Origin of the sequence: Blautia sp. AF32-4BH (genome assembly GCF_003460565.1) — a bacterium.
Taxonomy (GTDB): Bacteria; Bacillota; Clostridia; order Lachnospirales; family Lachnospiraceae; genus Fusicatenibacter; species Fusicatenibacter saccharivorans.
Genome location: NZ_QTVL01000003.1, coordinates 136,870 through 154,743 on the forward strand (window position 1 = coordinate 136,870; position 17,874 = coordinate 154,743).

General features: G+C 49.7%; 11 protein-coding genes, 2 tRNA genes and 1 pseudogene. All 14 read left to right on the forward strand.

All coding sequences use genetic code 11. The annotated features are described in order from the left end of the window. Window positions 1-59 precede the first annotated feature (59 nt). Window positions 60-1,496, forward strand: a complete 1,437-nt coding sequence (clpX, locus tag DWZ44_RS05330; protein ID WP_055219393.1) for an ATP-dependent Clp protease ATP-binding subunit ClpX — start codon at window positions 60-62, stop codon at window positions 1,494-1,496. Window positions 1,497-1,576: 80 nt separating this feature from the next. After that, window positions 1,577-2,068 (forward strand): zinc-ribbon domain-containing protein, encoded by a 492-nt coding sequence (locus DWZ44_RS05335; RefSeq protein ID WP_117509222.1) that lies wholly within the window; start codon window positions 1,577-1,579, stop codon window positions 2,066-2,068. Further along, window positions 2,065-2,523, forward strand: a complete 459-nt coding sequence (locus DWZ44_RS05340) for a signal peptidase II (protein ID WP_117509221.1) — start codon at window positions 2,065-2,067, stop codon at window positions 2,521-2,523. The genes DWZ44_RS05335 and DWZ44_RS05340 overlap by 4 nt, the downstream gene beginning before the upstream one ends. 162 nt (window positions 2,524-2,685) lie before the next feature. Then, window positions 2,686-2,769, forward strand: a tRNA-Leu gene (locus tag DWZ44_RS05345). A gap of 302 nt (window positions 2,770-3,071) precedes the next feature. Further along, window positions 3,072-3,155: transfer RNA gene (locus DWZ44_RS05350), tRNA-Leu, on the forward strand. Window positions 3,156-3,396: 241 nt separating this feature from the next. Further along, window positions 3,397-4,470 (forward strand): carbamoyl phosphate synthase small subunit, encoded by a 1,074-nt coding sequence (locus tag DWZ44_RS05355; RefSeq protein WP_055219571.1) that lies wholly within the window; start codon window positions 3,397-3,399, stop codon window positions 4,468-4,470. After that, window positions 4,470-7,676 carry a carbamoyl-phosphate synthase large subunit gene (gene carB, locus DWZ44_RS05360; protein ID WP_022462958.1) on the forward strand — a complete coding sequence of 1,069 codons (3,207 nt, stop codon included), beginning with the start codon at window positions 4,470-4,472 and terminating at the stop codon, window positions 7,674-7,676. Before DWZ44_RS05355 ends, carB begins: the two co-directional genes overlap by 1 nt. 203 nt (window positions 7,677-7,879) lie before the next feature. After that, window positions 7,880-8,791: an undecaprenyl-diphosphate phosphatase gene (locus DWZ44_RS05365; RefSeq protein WP_117804384.1), complete on the forward strand. Its 912-nt coding sequence runs from the start codon at window positions 7,880-7,882 to the stop codon at window positions 8,789-8,791. Between the two features lie 509 nt (window positions 8,792-9,300). Then, the gene (gene ppdK / locus DWZ44_RS05370; RefSeq protein ID WP_022462956.1) at window positions 9,301-11,931 is read left to right on the forward strand and encodes a pyruvate, phosphate dikinase; all 2,631 of its coding nucleotides are present in this window, start codon (window positions 9,301-9,303) and stop codon (window positions 11,929-11,931) included. 145 nt (window positions 11,932-12,076) lie between these two features. Then, window positions 12,077-12,670 carry an NUDIX hydrolase gene (locus tag DWZ44_RS05375; protein ID WP_117804385.1) on the forward strand — a complete coding sequence of 198 codons (594 nt, stop codon included), beginning with the start codon at window positions 12,077-12,079 and terminating at the stop codon, window positions 12,668-12,670. Window positions 12,671-12,772: 102 nt separating this feature from the next. After that, window positions 12,773-12,916 (forward strand): annotated as a pseudogene (locus DWZ44_RS05380) (MATE family efflux transporter); the annotation flags it as partial. Between the two features lie 182 nt (window positions 12,917-13,098). Continuing rightward, entirely contained in the window at window positions 13,099-14,838 is a 1,740-nt protein-coding gene (locus tag DWZ44_RS05390; protein ID WP_334294013.1) for an ABC transporter ATP-binding protein, read from the forward strand. Then, a complete protein-coding gene (locus DWZ44_RS05395) occupies window positions 14,819-16,663 on the forward strand; it encodes an ABC transporter ATP-binding protein (RefSeq protein WP_055219380.1) in 1,845 nt (614 codons plus the stop codon). The genes DWZ44_RS05390 and DWZ44_RS05395 overlap by 20 nt, the downstream gene beginning before the upstream one ends. Before the next feature lie 19 nt (window positions 16,664-16,682). Then, window positions 16,683-17,861 carry a phosphopentomutase gene (locus DWZ44_RS05400; RefSeq protein ID WP_117804386.1) on the forward strand — a complete coding sequence of 393 codons (1,179 nt, stop codon included), beginning with the start codon at window positions 16,683-16,685 and terminating at the stop codon, window positions 17,859-17,861. Window positions 17,862-17,874: the final 13 nt, after the last annotated feature.

Here is a 17,874-nt window from a genome sequence, read left to right on the forward strand (position 1 = left end):
TTTTGGGCTATAATCAAGCTAGACCAAGCGATCTATTACAGAAAGGAATTTGAAAAATCATGTCAGAAGAGAAAGACAGAGTGGACGGTACCGCGGACGAAACGAAGGCGGAAACAAAAAGCTCTGACCATCATACAGAAGATACTTATGAAAAAGTCTGCTTCATGTGCCGCAGACCGGAGAGCAAAGCCGGAAAGATGATTACCCTTCCGGGAAACATCAATATCTGCCCGGACTGCATGCAGAAGAGCTTTGATACCATGAACCAGAACCCGGGCCAGATCAATGAGATGATGAATAATATGAACAACATGCCGAATATCGGCATGTTCGATCTCTCCGGGCTTTCCAACCAGATCCCGAACCGGCAGCGGGTAAAGAAAAAAGAAGAAAAGAAGAAAACAAAAGAATTTTCCATCAAGGACATTCCGCCGCCGCACCGGATCAAGGCGATGCTTGACGAATACGTCATCGGCCAGGAACGTGCAAAGAAAGTCATGTCGGTTGCCGTTTACAACCATTACAAACGTGTCTTTGCACCGCAGGACGGAAATATCGAGATCGAAAAATCCAACATGCTGATGATCGGACCGACCGGTTCCGGAAAAACGTATCTGGTGCAGACACTGGCACGCCTCTTAGATGTGCCGCTTGCCATCACGGACGCCACATCCCTTACCGAAGCGGGTTATATCGGCGATGATATTGAAAGCGTGGTATCTAAGCTTTTAGCGGCCGCAGACAACGATGTGGAGCGCGCGGAGCACGGTATTATCTTCATCGACGAGATCGACAAGATTGCGAAAAAGAAAAATACAAACCAGAGAGACGTCAGCGGAGAAGCCGTACAGCAGGGAATGCTGAAGCTCCTCGAGGGCAGCGACATCGAAGTTCCGGTGGGAGCCAACAGCAAAAATGCGATGGTTCCGCTCGAGACCGTCAATACCAGAAACATTCTCTTTATCTGCGGCGGTGCCTTCCCGGATCTGACGGACATCATCAAGGAGCGTCTGAACAAGACAGCTTCCATTGGCTTCCAGGCGGATCTGAAGGACAAGTATGATGGGGATAAGAACCTGCTGTCACAGGTGACCTTAGAAGACCTTCGGACTTTCGGTATGGTGCCGGAGTTCCTTGGCCGTCTGCCGATCGTATTTACGCTGGAGAGTCTCAATGAGGATATGCTGGTCGAGATCTTAAAAGAACCGAAAAATGCGATCCTGAAGCAGTATAAGAGACTGCTCGAACTCGACGAGGTGAAACTGGAATTTGATGATGATGCACTTCGCTCTATTGCAAGAAAAGCGCTGGAAAAAGATACCGGTGCGAGAGCACTCCGTTCGATCATCGAGGATTTCATGCTGGATATCATGTATGAGATTCCAAAGGACAGCAGCATCGGAGAGGTTATCATCACAAAAGACTATATTGAAAAGACCGGCGGGCCGACGATTCTCCTGCGCGGCCAGGAAGTTCCAAAGTTAGAGCAGAAATAAGGTAACTGGAAAACACAGCGGAGCAGACGTGAAACTGGCGTTTTCTTGAAATAAGAGATAAGAAAGAGAGGGTTTTAACTATGGCAGAGGATTTTTTTGGAAATTTAAGTAAAACACTGAAAAAAACAGTGGATACTGTGGGAAAGAAAACAGATGAATTCGTAGAAATTCAGAAGATCCGCACCCGTCAGCATGCGCTCGAGGATCAGATTGAGAAGAATTACCAGGATATCGGACAGATCATCTACAACCGCTATTTGAACGGCGAAGCATTCGACGAGAATCTTGCCGGCTTCTGCAAAGATATCACCGATCTGGAAAAAGAGATTGCAGACTGCAAGGAAGATGTGGCAAACAAGAGAGGCCGCATCGTATGCCCGGCCTGCGGCGCAAGTGTTCCGAAAGATGCAGCTTTCTGCATGCGCTGCGGTGCTGCTATGCCGGAGAAGGAAGATGAGCCGGAGGATGCCGAGTTTGTACACGTAGAACCGGAAGAAAAAGCAGAAGAAACCGAAGCAGCAGCGCCGGAAGAAGAGCCTGAAAAAGAAGCAGAGGTACCGGAAGAGGAATGATCTGGATCCTGCTGCCGGGAGCGGTTTTCCTTGCAGACGGATGCCTGAAAAAGAAGGCAGAAGAGGAGTTAAAGGAAAATGAGCAGATCCCGGTCTGCAAAGGACATATTGTCCTGCGGAAATGTCATAACCGCGGCGTAGCGGGCGGCGGCTTCGCGGACAGCACGAAGAAGGTGGAAATTCTCACCTTCTTTTTGCTGTCCGGACTGTGGGCGCGTCTCGGAGCGCTGGCGGGCAGACGTAAGTGTAAGGCGAAGAAGCTTGGGCTTGCGCTTACGATTGGCGGCGGCATGTCGAACTGGTATGACCGGCATAAGAGAGGTTACGTGACCGACTATGTCAGCTTCCGGTTTGGACCGGAGAAGTTCCGCAGACTTGTGTTCAATGTTTCTGATTTCTGTATTTTCTTCGGACTTGCGCTGCTGACGGCAATTTCCTGCCGGGAGTCCAGGTGATGCAGGATCTCACGAAAAGCCCTGCGGATGGCGGGCTTTTCGGGGCAAAAAAGAAAATTTGAAATTTTTTGAAAAAATTTGAAAAAAGCTGTTGACAGATTCGGAATCATCTGGTAATATATGTTTTGTTGAGCGGCACATGAGAGCTGCAAGACAAGAAATGCAGGAGTGGCGGAATTGGCAGACGCGCAGGCTTCAGGTGCCTGTGGTCGCAAGATCGTGTGGGTTCAAGTCCCATCTCCTGCATTATTTTTCGCTTTGCGTATCAAGAATTGGTCCGATGGACCAATTCGGATTACCCTGCCTGGAATGATGCAGAAACTTCCCGGCAGGGTCTTTTTATTTCTGTGCGGAGAAGATGTGCAGACGGGGAAAGAAAAACAGACGAATCTCAGACAGTGTAAAATTGTTTAAAATTATCGCTATTATCCATATTTTTCATAAAATCAAAAAAATTAAAATTTTTTCAAAAAAGGTGTTGACTTTTCTTTAGAAAGCTGTTATTATCTATCTTGTCAAGCGGACAACCGCTAAGACAACTAAGAAATGCAGGAGTGGCGGAATTGGCAGACGCGCAGGCTTCAGGTGCCTGTGGTCGCAAGATCGTGTGGGTTCAAGTCCCATCTCCTGCATTATTTTTTTGCTTTGCGTATCAAGAATTGGTCCGGTGGACCAATTCGGATTGCCCTGATGGGAAGTGTGGAAACTTTCCGTCAGGGTATTTTTATTTTTCCAGAAAAGAAATTTCCGTAATTCGACAAAAATAGTTGAAATGTTTCCCTGGTTGTGATAGAATCTGAAAGATTAAAGTATGAGATGCATATTTCATACAAACTCAAAACCGAACGAAAAAGAAAGGAAAACGGTGGAATGATGAAAGCTTTTCTAATCTTAGAAGACGGGCATGTCTTTACCGGAACCAGCATTGGTTCACAAAAAGAAGTGATCAGTGAAATCGTATTTAATACATCCATGACTGGATATCTCGAAGTGCTGACCGACCCATCCTATGCGGGACAGGCAGTATGTATGACGTATCCTCTTATTGGAAACTATGGAATTTGTTATGATGATCAGGAGTCCTTAAGACCCTGGCCGGATGGCTATATTGTAAGAGAATTATCCCGTCTCCCCAGCAACTTCCGTTGCCAGGACACCATTCAGAATTTCCTGAAAAAGTTCGATATTCCCGGAATCGCCGGAATCGATACTCGTGCTCTCACCAAAATTCTTCGTGAAAAAGGTACCATGAACGGTATGATCACGACCAACGAAAATTATCACCTCGATGAAATTATTCCAAAATTAAAAGCGTATAATACCGGAAAAGTTGTAGAAAAGGTAACCTGCTCTGAAAAATCAGTTTTAAAAGGAGAAGGCTTTAAAGTTGCACTTCTGGATCTTGGCGCAAAGAACAACATCGCACGTTCCTTAAATGAGCGCGGATGCGAAGTGACCATTTATCCGGCGCTTACTACAGCAGAAGAGATCCTCGCCGCAAATCCGGACGGAATCATGCTGTCCAACGGCCCTGGAGATCCGAAAGAATGCGTATCCATTATCAAAGAGATTAAAAAACTGTACGATTCCAATGTACCGATCTTTGCAATCTGTCTTGGACATCAGCTGATGGCACTGGCTACCGGCGCAGATACCCACAAGATGAAATACGGCCACCGCGGCGGAAACCACCCGGTCAAGGATCTGGCAACCGGAAGAGTTTACATTTCTTCCCAGAACCACGGCTACGTCGTAGATACCGATACCCTGGATCCGAATGTGGCAGTTCCGGCCTTTGTGAACGTCAACGACGGCACCAACGAGGGACTCAAATACGTCGGCAAAAACATCTTTACCGTACAGTTCCATCCGGAGGCATGCCCTGGCCCGCAGGATTCCGGATACCTGTTTGATCGATTCCTTGAGATGATGGGAGGTAACAAATAATGCCAAAGAATCCGAATATTAAAAAAGTTCTGGTTATCGGTTCCGGTCCGATCGTCATCGGACAGGCAGCAGAGTTCGACTACGCAGGAACACAGGCGTGCCGTTCCCTGAAAGAAGAGGGAATGGAAGTTGTTCTTCTGAACTCCAACCCGGCAACCATCATGACCGATAAAGACATCGCAGACCGCGTTTACATCGAGCCGCTGACCGTAGAAGTGGTAGAGCAGCTCATCCAGAAGGAAAAACCGGACAGCGTTCTTCCGACTCTGGGAGGCCAGGCAGGACTGAACCTTGCGATGGAACTCGAAGAAAAAGGCTTCTTAAAAGAAAACAACGTACGCCTGATCGGTACCACAGCACAGACCATCAAAAAAGCAGAGGACCGTCAGGAATTCAAAGATACCATGGAAAAAATCGGCGAGCCGGTAGCGGCATCCCTGGTTGTCCATGATGTACAGGCTGGTATCGATTTCACCAACAAGATCGGTTATCCGGTTGTACTGCGTCCGGCTTACACCCTCGGCGGAAGCGGCGGCGGTATCGCTTACAACGAAGAAGAGCTGATCGAGATCCTCTCGAACGGACTCCGTCTTTCCCGTGTCGGCGAAGTACTCGTTGAAAGATGTATCGCCGGATGGAAAGAGATCGAGTACGAGGTAATGCGGGACAGCGTAGGAAACTGCATCACCGTCTGCAACATGGAGAACATCGACCCGGTCGGCGTTCACACCGGAGACAGTATTGTCGTAGCACCGTCCCAGACCCTGGGAGATAAAGAGTATCAGATGCTGCGTACTTCCGCACTCAACATCATCACCGAGCTCGGCATCACCGGCGGATGCAACGTACAGTATGCGTTGAATCCGGACAGCTTCGAGTACTGTGTTATCGAGGTAAATCCGCGTGTCAGCCGTTCTTCCGCACTGGCTTCCAAAGCGACCGGTTATCCGATTGCAAAGGTTGCTGCAAAGATCGCACTTGGCTACACTCTGGATGAGATCCCGAACGCCATTACCGGAAAAACCTACGCAAGCTTCGAGCCGATGCTGGATTACTGTGTTGTAAAAATCCCGCGTCTGCCGTTCGATAAGTTTATCAGTGCAAAACGTACCCTGACCACACAGATGAAGGCAACCGGTGAGGTTATGAGTATCTGCAACAACTTCGAGGGCGCGCTGATGAAAGCCATCCGTTCCCTGGAACAGCACGTAGATTCCCTGATGTCCTATGACTTCAGCCACTTGTCCAAAGACGAGCTGATCGAAGAGCTTCACATCGTAGATGATATGAGAATCTGGAGAATCGCAGAGGCGATTCGTCAGGGCATCTCCTACGACGAGATCCACGAGATCACCAAAATCGATGTATGGTTCATCGATAAGCTGGCTATCCTCGTTGAGATGGAGCAGGCATTACAGGCCAAAGAGCTGGATGAGGATCTTCTGCGCGAAGCAAAACGCCTTGAGTTCCCGGATTACCTGGTGGCAAAACTGGCAGGAAAGACCGAAGAAGAAGTAAAAGCGTTAAGAAAACAGTATGATATCACCGCAGCTTACAAGATGGTAGATACCTGTGCCGCTGAGTTCGCAGCAACCACACCGTATTACTATTCCGTATACGGCGGCGAAAACGAAGCTGTCGAGACAAACGACAGAAAGAAAGTCCTCGTCCTTGGTTCCGGCCCGATCCGTATCGGACAGGGTATCGAGTTTGACTTCTGCTCCGTACATTGTACCTGGGCATTCAAGAAAGAGGGCTATGAGACCATCATCATCAACAACAACCCGGAGACCGTCAGCACCGACTTCGATATCGCAGATAAACTGTATTTCGAGCCGCTGACACCGGAAGATGTAGAAAATATCGTCAACATCGAGCATCCGGACGGAGCCGTTGTACAGTTCGGCGGCCAGACCGCGATCAAGCTGACCGAAGCACTCCTGAAAATGGGTGTGCCGATCCTTGGAACATCTGCAGAGAACGTAGATGCCGCAGAGGACCGTGAGCTGTTCGATGAGATCTTGGAGCAGTGTGAAATCCCGCGTCCGAAGGGACACACCGTATTCACCGCAGAAGAGGCGAAAAAAGCAGCCAACGAGCTCGGCTATCCGGTACTCGTCCGCCCGTCCTACGTCCTTGGAGGACAGGGTATGCAGATCGCCATCAGCGATGAGGACGTCGATGAATTTATCGGCATCATCAACCGGATCGCACAGGAGCATCCGATCCTGGTTGATAAATATCTGCAGGGCAAGGAGATCGAGGTTGATGCAGTCTGCGACGGCACCGATATTCTGATTCCTGGTATCATGGAGCACATCGAGCGCGCCGGCGTTCACTCCGGAGACAGTATCTCCGTTTATCCGGCACAGAGCATCAGCCAGCATGCAAAAGACACTATCGTAGAGTATACGAAACGTCTGGCAAGATCCCTGCATGTCATCGGTATGATCAACATCCAGTTCATCGTATGCGGTGAGGATGTTTACGTCATCGAGGTCAACCCGCGTTCTTCTCGTACCGTGCCATACATCAGCAAGGTAACCGGAATCCCGATCGTGCCGCTGGCAACGAAAGTCATCCTCGGCCACACGATCCGCGAGCTTGGCTACGAGCCGGGACTGCAGAGAGAGGCAGATTACATTGCCATCAAGATGCCGGTATTCTCCTTCGAGAAGATCCGCGGCGCAGATATCGCCCTTGGACCGGAGATGAAATCCACCGGTGAGTGCCTTGGTATTGCAAAGACCTTCAACGAGGCTCTTTACAAAGCATTCCTCGGCGCCGGAATTAACCTGCCGAAATATAAAAACATGATCATCACCGTAAAGGATGAGGATAAAGAGGATATCGTTCCGATCGCACAGAGATTCCAGGCTCTCGGCTACAAGATCTATGCGACGAGAAATACCGCGAAAGCCCTGAACGAGAACGGCGTCAATGCGATCCGCACCAACAAGATCGAGCAGCCGTCCCCGAACCTGATGGACCTGATCCTCGGCCACAAGATCGATCTCGTCATCGATACTCCGTCCCAGGGTGTTGAGCACTCCAAAGACGGATTCGTCATCCGCCGGAACGCGATCGAGACAGGTGTCAACGTACTGACCTCTCTGGATACCGCAACCGCACTCGTAACCAGTCTGGAAAATACAGATGTGAAGAAGCTGACCCTGATCGATATCGCAACGATCGACAAGAGATAAGCATGATAGAAGCATAAAGCAAAGAAAAGCTCTCTGCTGCAGAAACAAAGCGGCAGAGAGCTTTTTTGGCCGAATGTGGGTTTGAATGGATTTTACAAAAAAAGAAAACGTGACGCGCTTGTGTTTTTAGCATAAGTATGATAGATTTTTAATAGAATGCCAGAAAAGGGCATCCAATTCAAAAAGAGAAAGGTACATATCGTATGAACATCATTGAGTGGTTAAAGGTTATCCTGCTGGGTATCGTAGAGGGCATTACCGAGTGGCTTCCAATCAGCAGCACCGGCCACATGATTCTGGTAGATGAGTTTATTAAGCTGAATGTGACAGCTGATTTCAAGAATGTTTTTGAAGTTGTCATCCAGCTCGGTGCAATCCTTGCGGTTGTCGTCATCTATTTCTGGGATCTCTGGCCGTTTCATGGTAAAAGTAAAGCCAGAAGCCGGAGCTATTTTGCCAATCCAAGCGACAACAAGGTATTTGGCGCTGTTCAGAACTTTGTAGACAGTTACTGTTATCTGGACAAAATCATCATGTGGTTTAAGATTGTTGTATCATGCCTGCCGGCAGCTGTCATTGGTCTGGCATTCAACGACTGGATCGAGGCACATCTGATGAATTACGTGGTTGTAGCCCTGATGCTGATTATCTATGGTGTGTTATTCATCGTTATTGAAAATTACAACAAGACGAGAACTCCGTCTGCAACGAAAATCAAAGAAATTACCTGGAAAAATGCACTGTATATCGGTGTTTTCCAGCTCCTTTCCATCGTACCGGGAACTTCCCGTTCGGGGGCAACCATCATCGGCGGTATCCTGCTGGGATGCTCGAGAGAGCTCGCATCGGAGTACACGTTTTTCCTTGCCGTTCCGGTTATGTTCGGCGCGAGCCTTTTAAAACTGGTAAAACACGGCTTTGCCTTTACCGGTGTTGAGGTGGCGATCATGATCGTCGGCATGCTGGTGGCATTTGCGGTATCGATTTTTGCCATCAAATTCCTGATGCAGTACATCAAGAAGCACGATTTCAAAGCCTTCGGCTGGTACCGTATCGTACTCGGTGTGATTGTGCTGCTGTATTTCGTAATCAAAACCGTAATTTTGAAAGCATAAAATCGAACAATTCCGAAAATTTACCGGGAAAAATAGAAGAAGAAGTATCGTAAAATGAAAAAAATTGTGCGATACTTCTTTTTTTACGCGAAAATTACAAAAAACCCTGTAAAAAGTAACCAAAAGCTGATATAATAAAACATAACAGGGGCACAGACGATACAGTTCACCCGCGCCATTCGCAAAACTGCGCTTTCAGCGCTTTCCGCTGCTGCGCAGCTCCTTTTGCTCATTTCTCGGCGCTCCCTTCGTGTGTTCTTGCAAACAAATTTTCATGCAAGCATGAAATTTGCCCGCCAGAACACACGAGTGAACTGTAAATTAAAAAAAATACCGAAAATTTGCCATATTTTTATTGACTAAAGATATTCTTATGGTAAAATAAATGTGTGCGCCCGAGAATATCTTTCTTTTCGGTGCAATCAGTATAGGGTGAACGTATCATCCAGGGCAATCTGGAAATACTTTACTATAACCTATCAAAATTACAAGTAGGAGGAAAAGTAACAATGGCAAAATGGGTTTACATGTTCACTGAAGGTAATGCAGACATGCGTAACCTTCTCGGTGGAAAAGGCGCAAACCTGGCTGAGATGACAAACCTGGGACTTCCTGTACCACAGGGATTCACGGTAACAACCGAGGCTTGTACACAGTACTATGAGGATGGCAGACAGATCAACGACGAGATCATGGGTCAGATCATGGAAGCAATCGATAAAATGGAAGGAATCACAGGAAAGAAATTCGGAGACGCTAAGAATCCGCTGCTCGTTTCTGTACGTTCCGGAGCAAGAGCTTCCATGCCAGGTATGATGGATACCATCCTGAACCTTGGTCTGAACGAAGAGGTTGTTGAAACTCTGTCACAGGCTTCCGGCAACCCACGTTGGGCTTGGGACTGCTACAGAAGATTCATTCAGATGTTCTCTGACGTAGTTATGGAAGTTGGTAAAAAATACTTCGAAGAGCTGATCGACAAGATGAAAGAGGAGAAAGGCGTAAAACAGGACGTAGATCTTGACGCAGATGACCTCAAAAAACTGGCTGAGCAGTTCAAAGCTGAGTACAAAGCTAAAATCGGTGAGGATTTCCCGACCGATCCTAAGGTACAGCTGATGGAGGCTGTAAAAGCCGTATTCCGTTCCTGGGACAACCCGAGAGCAAACGTTTATCGTCGTGACAACGACATCCCGTATTCCTGGGGTACCGCTGTTAACGTACAGATGATGGCATTCGGAAACATGGGAGATGACTGTGGTACAGGTGTTGCCTTCACCCGTGATCCTGCTACAGGAGAGAACGGACTGTTCGGTGAGTTCCTTACCAACGCACAGGGCGAGGACGTAGTTGCCGGTGTTCGTACACCTATGCACATTTCTGAGATGGAAGAGAAATTCCCGGAAGCTTTCAAACAGTTCAAAGAAGTTTGCAAAACTCTGGAAACACACTACAGAGATATGCAGGACATGGAGTTCACTGTAGAGCACGGTAAACTGTACATGCTGCAGACACGTAATGGTAAGAGAACAGCAAAAGCTGCTCTGAAAATCGCTTGCGACCTTGTAGATGAGGGAATGAGAACAGAGGAAGAGGCAGTTGCAATGATCGATCCTCGTAATCTTGACTCTCTGCTTCATCCGCAGTTCGATGCAAAAGCACTGAAAGAGGCTACTCCAATGGCAAAAGCACTGGGAGCATCTCCGGGAGCTGCTTGCGGTAAAATCGTCTTCACAGCAGATGATGCTGTTGAGTGGGCTGAAAGAGGAGAAAAAGTTGTTCTGGTTCGTCTTGAGACATCCCCAGAAGATATCACAGGTATGAAATCTGCACAGGGTATCCTGACTGTTCGTGGTGGTATGACCTCTCACGCAGCTGTAGTTGCCCGTGGTATGGGAACCTGCTGCGTATCCGGCTGCGGTGATATCGTAATGGACGAGGCAAACAAGAAATTTACACTGGCTGGAAAAGAGTACCACGAGGGAGACTGCATCTCTCTGGATGGTTCTACAGGATGCATCTATGACGGACTGATCCCGACCGTAGACGCTACCATCGCTGGTGAGTTCGGAAGAATCATGGGCTGGGCAGACAAATACAGAACCATGAAAGTTCGTACAAACGCTGATACTCCGGCTGACGCTAAAAAAGCTCGTGAGCTTGGAGCAGAAGGTATTGGTCTTTGCCGTACAGAGCATATGTTCTTCGAAGGCAACAGAATCGATGCATTCCGTGAGATGATCTGCGCTGAGACCGTAGAAGAGAGAGAAGCAGCACTTGCTAAGATCCTTCCGGAGCAGCAGGGAGACTTCGAGAAGCTGTATGAAGCTCTGGAAGGCAACCCGGTTACCATCCGTTTCCTGGATCCGCCGCTTCATGAGTTCGTTCCGACTGAGGAAGAGGACATCAAGAAACTGGCTGACGCTCAGGGCAAAACTGTTGAGCAGATTAAAGCAATCATCGCTAGTCTGCACGAGTTCAACCCGATGATGGGTCATCGTGGATGCCGTCTTGCTGTAACTTATCCGGAAATCGCTAAGATGCAGACAAGCGCAGTAATCCGCGCAGCCATCAACGTGAAGAAAGCTCATCCGGATTGGAATGTAAAACCGGAAATCATGATCCCACTTGTTGGCGATATCAAAGAGCTGAAATACGTTAAGAAATTCGTAGTAGAGACCGCTGACGCTGAAATCGCAGCAGCAGGCAGCGACCTTGAATACGAAGTTGGTACCATGATCGAGATCCCGAGAGCAGCTCTGACTGCAGATGAGATCGCAAAAGAGGCAGACTTCTTCTGCTTCGGAACCAACGACCTTACTCAGATGACTTACGGATTCTCCCGTGACGATGCTGGTAAATTCCTGAACGCTTACTATGACGCTAAGATCTTCGAGAACGATCCATTCGCAAAACTTGATCAGGACGGCGTTGGCAAGCTGATGAAGATGGCTATCGATCTTGGAAGACCGGTTAACTCTTCTCTGCACGTAGGTATCTGCGGTGAGCACGGTGGAGATCCGAGCTCCGTAGAGTTCTGCAACAAACTGGGTCTGGACTATGTTTCCTGCTCACCGTTCCGTGTGCCGATCGCCCGTCTGGCAGCAGCTCAGGCAGCTATCGCTCAGAAGAACGCTTAATTTAAGCAGAATCTGTCCGAATCAGGATTTTCATGCAGTAGCATGATTTGTGTTCAAACGTAAGGAGACCCCGGCGGTCTGTAGAAATACAGGCGCCGGGGTCTTTTTTAGCAATCGTTTAAAATCAAAGTGGGAGGGAAAACGGATGCAGAATGAAACAGCCAAAGAAAACCTGCTGCGGCAGATCCGGGAATACCGTCCGTACAATGAGCAGGAAGAGCGGGATCGGGCGATTCTGCTGAAATGGATGGAGAGCGGATGCGATATTTTGACGCGGGAAAATGAGACCGCACATCTGACTGTCTCCGCCTGGGTCGTAAGCCCGGATCGGAAGCAGGTGCTGATGGCGTATCACAATATTTACCATTCCTGGGCATGGCTCGGCGGCCACGCGGACGGAGATGCGGATCTTTGCAGCGTGGCGGTAAGAGAAGTGAAGGAGGAATCCGGGATTGAAGAGGTGAAGCTCTTATCGGATCAGCCATTCTCGCTCGAAATCCTGTCGGTGGACGGCCATGTGAAGCGCGGAAAGTACGTGACGGCACATCTCCATCTGAATGTGACATATCTCATGGAAGCAGATCCGGTACAGGAAATCCGCTGCAAGCCGGATGAAAACAGCGCAGTCGGCTGGATTCCGGTGGAGCAGATCGCAGAAAAATCGACAGAGCCGTGGTTTGTGGAGCGTGTGTATGGCAAGCTGTGTGAGAAAGTGAAAAGAGATTTCTGTGAAGTGTAATATGCAATCCGCGTATGAACTGCCATTTAGAATAAGCATTAGACAAATGAGCTGTTAGATGTCTAAAATAGAGACAGAAAGAAAAATGGCAGGAGGGGTTTTATGTTTACAAATCAGGATTTGAAAAAGCTGATTATTCCGCTTTTCCTAGAGCAGCTTCTGGTGGCTCTGGTCGGAATTGCGGACGTGTTTGTTATCGGATTTGTCGGAGAGGCGGCGGTTTCCGGTGTGTCACTGGTCAATGCGTTCAAAAGGTAGACTTAAGCTTCCAGAAAACGATCCTCTTTTTCTGACGACAGAAAAGTTGTTGGGAAAAGGGGATTTTTGGGGTAAAAGGGATTATTTCGGCGCGTTGAAAATCATGCCGGGGTATGGTAAAATGGACTCCGAAAAACAGCAAAAGGAGGACGTGACAGAAGATGAATGATATGAAGCGTCTGCTCTCGTATGCAGGTCCCTACAAGCGGGATATGATTTTCGGAGCAGTGCTGGTATTGGTAGAAACGTGTTTTGAACTTTTTATTCCGATTCTGATTTCCAATCTGATTGACATCGGCGTTGCGAACGGCGATATCCCTTACATTTACCGCAAGGGAATCCAGATGGGAATCTGCGCGCTCTGTGCGCTTGTGACCGGAATTTTATACGCGCACTTTGCGGCGCGGGCGACGTACGGCTGGGGAGCTGAGATCCGGAAGGCGGAGTATGAGAAAATGCAGCAGTATGCATTTTCCAACCTCGACCACTTTGCGGTATCATCCCTGATCACCCGTATGACGACGGATGTTACCGTCATCCAGAATATGGTAAGCGCCGGCTTCCGCCCGATCACGCGCGGACCGTCGCTTCTGATTATGGGAATCGGCCTTTCATTCTATATGAATCCGCGGCTGGCATTTGTATTCCTTGTATGTACCCCGCTTCTTGGCTTTATTCTCTCCCTGATTGTGCGGAGAGTTGCCCCGATGTACACAAAACTGCAGTCCATGGTGGACCGCCTGAACAATGTTGTCCAGGAGGGGCTGACCGCGATCCGTGCCGTCAAAGCTTTCGTGCGGGATGAGTACGAGGAAGACAAATTCAACGAGGTCAACACCGACCTGACCGCAGCGAGCGAGCAGACGTTCCACTACGCCGTGCTGAATCTGCCGGCATTTCAGGGCGTCATGTATACCGCGATCGTGCTGATTCTGTGGTTCGGCGGAAATATGATTCTGAAAAAACAGCTTGCCGTCGGAAACCTGACCGGATTTCTAAGCTACGTCATGCAGGTCATGAACTCGATGATGATGATTGCAAACGTCTTCCTGCTCCTGACCCGTTCCATGGCGAGTGCACACCGGATTGTCGAGGTGCTCGATGAGAAAATCGTGCTCACCTCGCCGGAAAATGGTGTAGCAGAAGTGACAGAGGGCAGCGTGGAGTTTGACAACGTATCGTTTAAATACAAAGAAGAAGCAAAAGAGTACGCACTCTCCGATGTTACGCTGAAGATCAAAGCTGGTCAGACGGTAGGAATCCTCGGAGGAACAGGTTCTTCGAAAACGACGCTGGTGCAGCTCATTCCGCGTCTGTATGATACCAGCCGCGGCACCGTCCGCGTCGGCGGAAAGGATGTGCGCGCGTACGATCTTGCCGCTCTCCGCGATGCAGTCAATATCATTCTGCAGAAAAACGTGCTGTTCTCCGGAACCGTGCGTGAAAACCTGAAATGGGGCAATGTGGATGCATCCGATGAGGAGATCTGGGAAGCATGCCGCGCGGCGTGTGCGGATGAATTTTTGAACCGCATGCCGGACGGCCTCGACACCGTGCTCGAGCAGGGCGCAAGCAACCTCTCCGGAGGCCAGAAGCAGCGTCTCTGCATCGCGCGTGCGCTGATCGGAAAGGCAAAAATCCTGATCTTCGATGATTCGACAAGTGCGGTCGACACGGCAACGGAGAAAAAGATCCGCGAGGCACTGGCGGCGCGGAAGAATGTCACAAAAATTATCATTGCGCAGAGAGTAACATCCGTCATGAATACGGATCAGATCATCATTCTTGATGACGGAAAAGTACACCGGATCGGCACGCACGCTGAACTGCTGGCGGATGACCCGATTTATCAGGAAATTTACGCCTCACAGATGAAAGGAGGAGACGAAAATGGCAGCGAGAGCTTATAGCGGAAAGAAACCAAAGAACCTGAAACACACGCTGCGCGTCTTCCTGTCTTATCTGGGACGGCACAAAAAAATGCTCGCAGTCGTAGCGGTACTGGTAACAATCAGCGCGGGAGCCAACCTCTTTGGAACGTATATGATCCGCCCGGTTGTCAACGGACTGGCGGACGGAGATGTGCACACACTGCTGCGCGGCGTGCTGATTACGGCACTCATTTTCGGGTGCGGCGCACTCGCAGCATACGGCTACACGCAGACCATGGTAAAAGCAGCACAGCAGGTTGTATTTGATATCCGCCGCGATCTGTTCGAACACGTCCAGACACTGCCGCTGCAGTTCTTCGACAGCAGACGCCACGGCGATATCATGAGTCTTTTCACGAACGATATCGACACGATGGCAGATGCCCTGAACAACAGTTTTGCGATGGTTATCCAGAGCTTCATCCAGATTGTGGGAACACTGACCTTGCTGTATATCCTAAACTGGCGGCTCTCGCTGATTGTAACGGTGTGCTACGGTATCATGTTCTGGTATATCAAGTTCAGCGGAAAGCGCAGCAAGGGTTATTATACGAAGCAGCAGAACAGCCTCGGAGAACTGAACGGCTATATTGAGGAGCTGATCACCGGACAGAAAGTCGTCAAGGTGTTCCACCACGAAGAAGAGAGCTTTACGGAATTCTGCAAAAAGAATGAGGAGCTCCGGAAAGCGGGAACCGGCGCGCAGGGGTATGCGGCGACGATGGTTCCTGTCGTTGTCAGCATTTCGTATGTCAATTATGCGATTGTGGCAGTGCTCGGCGGCCTTCTCGCCCTGCACGGAAAAGCCGATATCGGAAGCCTGGCAAGCTACCTTGTCTTTGTCCGCCAGGCGGCGCTTCCGATCAACCAGTTCACCCAGCAGAGCAACTTCCTTCTCTCAGCGCTCGCCGGTGCGGAGCGTGTCTTCGACGTGATGAGCCTGGAGCCGGAAATCGATGAGGGAAAAGTGGAACTGGTCAACGTAAAAGAAGAGAACGGCGCACTTGCCGTCTGCGAAGAGACAACAGGCCGCTGGGCATGGAAGCGCCCGGACGGAACGATGACGGAATTAAAGGGCGATGTGCGTTTTGAAAACGTGGATTTCGGCTACACGGCAGACCGTCTGATCTTAAAGAACATCAGCCTGTATGCCAAACCAGGCCAGAAAATTGCTTTTGTCGGTTCCACAGGAGCCGGAAAAACGACGATCACGAACCTGATCAACCGTTTCTACGACGTCCAGGGCGGCGCGGTTGTCTACGACGGCATTGACGTAAAAGATATCGAAAAAGACGCTCTGCGCCACTCCCTCGGTATCGTTCTGCAGGATACCCATCTGTTCACGGGAACCGTAGCAGAAAACATCCGTTTTGGAAAACTCGATGCCACGCAGGAAGAAATTGAACATGCGGCCAAAATTGCGAATGCGGATTCCTTCATCCGCCGTCTGCCGAACGGCTACGACACGATGCTGACCTCCGACGGAGCCAACCTCTCCCAGGGCCAGCGCCAGCTTCTCGCGATTGCCCGTGCCGCCGTTGCCGATCCGCCGGTGCTGATTCTTGACGAGGCAACATCTTCCGTTGACACCAGAACCGAGGCGCTGATCGAAAAAGGAATGGACCAGCTCATGGAGGGCAGAACCGTATTTGTCATCGCCCACCGCTTAAGCACCGTGCGAAACGCCAATGCGATCATGGTGCTGGAGCAGGGAAATATCGTAGAGCGCGGCGACCACGACGCACTTCTGGCACAGAAAGGAAAATATTATCAGCTCTATCATGGAATGTTTGAGCTGAGTTAAAAAGAAAGGAGTAAAGAGTATGAGAAAATATAACCGTATTTTTCTGATCGTCCTGGATTCTCTCGGAATCGGGGCGATGGCGGATTCGGAGAAGTTTGGGGATGTCGGTGTCAATACCTTCGGCCACATCTGGGAGAGTCAGGGAGGCCTTGAAATCCCGAACCTGCGCCGCCTCGGCATGGGAAATCTCTGCGGTGTGACAGAGGATGAGGCAAAGGGTTACGCCAGAAGACTGAACGAGGCGAGCAACGGAAAAGACACCATGACCGGCCACTGGGAGATGATGGGAATTTACACGACAAAGCCGTTCGTTACGTTCACCGACCACGGATTTCCGAAAGAACTGATCGACGAGCTGGAAAAACGAACCGGCAGAAAGATCATCGGCAATAAGGCGGCGAGCGGAACGGAGATCCTCGATGAGCTGGCAGAGCGCGAGATCGAAAACGGAGAACTGATTGTCTATACCTCGGCGGATTCCGTACTGCAGATCTGCGGCAACGAGGAGACGATGGGACTGGAGACGCTGTATCATTACTGCGAGATTGCCCGTGAGCTGACCATGAAAGACGAGTGGAAAGTCGGCCGTGTCATTGCAAGACCGTACGTCGGAAAGAAAAAAGGAGAGTTCGTCCGCACCGCAAACCGTCACGACTACGCTGTCAAACCGACGGGAAAAACCGTGCTCAACGCGATGCAGGAGGCAGGATATGATGTCATCAGTATCGGAAAAATCAACGATATTTTCTGCGGCGAGGGCATCACGGAGAGTCTGAAATCCAAGAGCAGCGTCCACGGCATGGAGCAGACGATTGAGACGGCAGGAAAAGAGTTTACCGGACTGTGCTTTGTCAACCTCGTCGATTTCGATGCACTCTGGGGCCACAGAAGAAACCCGGAAGGCTACGGAAAAGAGATTGAAAAATTCGATGTGAACCTTGGAAAGCTGCTGGAGCAGTTAAAAGACGACGATCTGCTCCTGATCACGGCAGACCACGGCAACGACCCGACTTATACCGGAACGGACCACACCAGAGAACAGGTGCCGCTCCTTGCGTACTCACCGTCTATGAAGGAGAGCGGCCTTCAGGAGACGAAGGACACCTTCGCTGTGATCGGCGCATCCGTTGCAGAGAACTTCGGCGTAAAAATGCCGGAGGGAACGATCGGAACATCGATCCTGGAATCGTGGAAATAAGGAAGCGATGGCG

Excerpts from the sequence above, each read along its gene's own strand:
- DWZ44_RS05340 (WP_117509221.1), top strand. The coding sequence starts at position 2,065 with ATGATCTGGATCCTGCTGCCGGGAGCGGTTTTCCTTGCAGACGGATGC.
- DWZ44_RS05390 (WP_334294013.1), top strand. The coding sequence starts at position 13,099 with ATGAAGCGTCTGCTCTCGTATGCAGGTCCCTACAAGCGGGATATGATT.
- DWZ44_RS05400 (WP_117804386.1), top strand. The coding sequence starts at position 16,683 with ATGAGAAAATATAACCGTATTTTTCTGATCGTCCTGGATTCTCTCGGA.
- carB (WP_022462958.1), top strand. The coding sequence starts at position 4,470 with ATGCCAAAGAATCCGAATATTAAAAAAGTTCTGGTTATCGGTTCCGGT.
- ppdK (WP_022462956.1), top strand. The coding sequence starts at position 9,301 with ATGGCAAAATGGGTTTACATGTTCACTGAAGGTAATGCAGACATGCGT.
- clpX (WP_055219393.1), top strand. The coding sequence starts at position 60 with ATGTCAGAAGAGAAAGACAGAGTGGACGGTACCGCGGACGAAACGAAG.
- DWZ44_RS05375 (WP_117804385.1), top strand. The coding sequence starts at position 12,077 with ATGCAGAATGAAACAGCCAAAGAAAACCTGCTGCGGCAGATCCGGGAA.
- DWZ44_RS05365 (WP_117804384.1), top strand. The coding sequence starts at position 7,880 with ATGAACATCATTGAGTGGTTAAAGGTTATCCTGCTGGGTATCGTAGAG.
- DWZ44_RS05335 (WP_117509222.1), top strand. The coding sequence starts at position 1,577 with ATGGCAGAGGATTTTTTTGGAAATTTAAGTAAAACACTGAAAAAAACA.
- DWZ44_RS05355 (WP_055219571.1), top strand. The coding sequence starts at position 3,397 with ATGAAAGCTTTTCTAATCTTAGAAGACGGGCATGTCTTTACCGGAACC.
- DWZ44_RS05395 (WP_055219380.1), top strand. The coding sequence starts at position 14,819 with ATGGCAGCGAGAGCTTATAGCGGAAAGAAACCAAAGAACCTGAAACAC.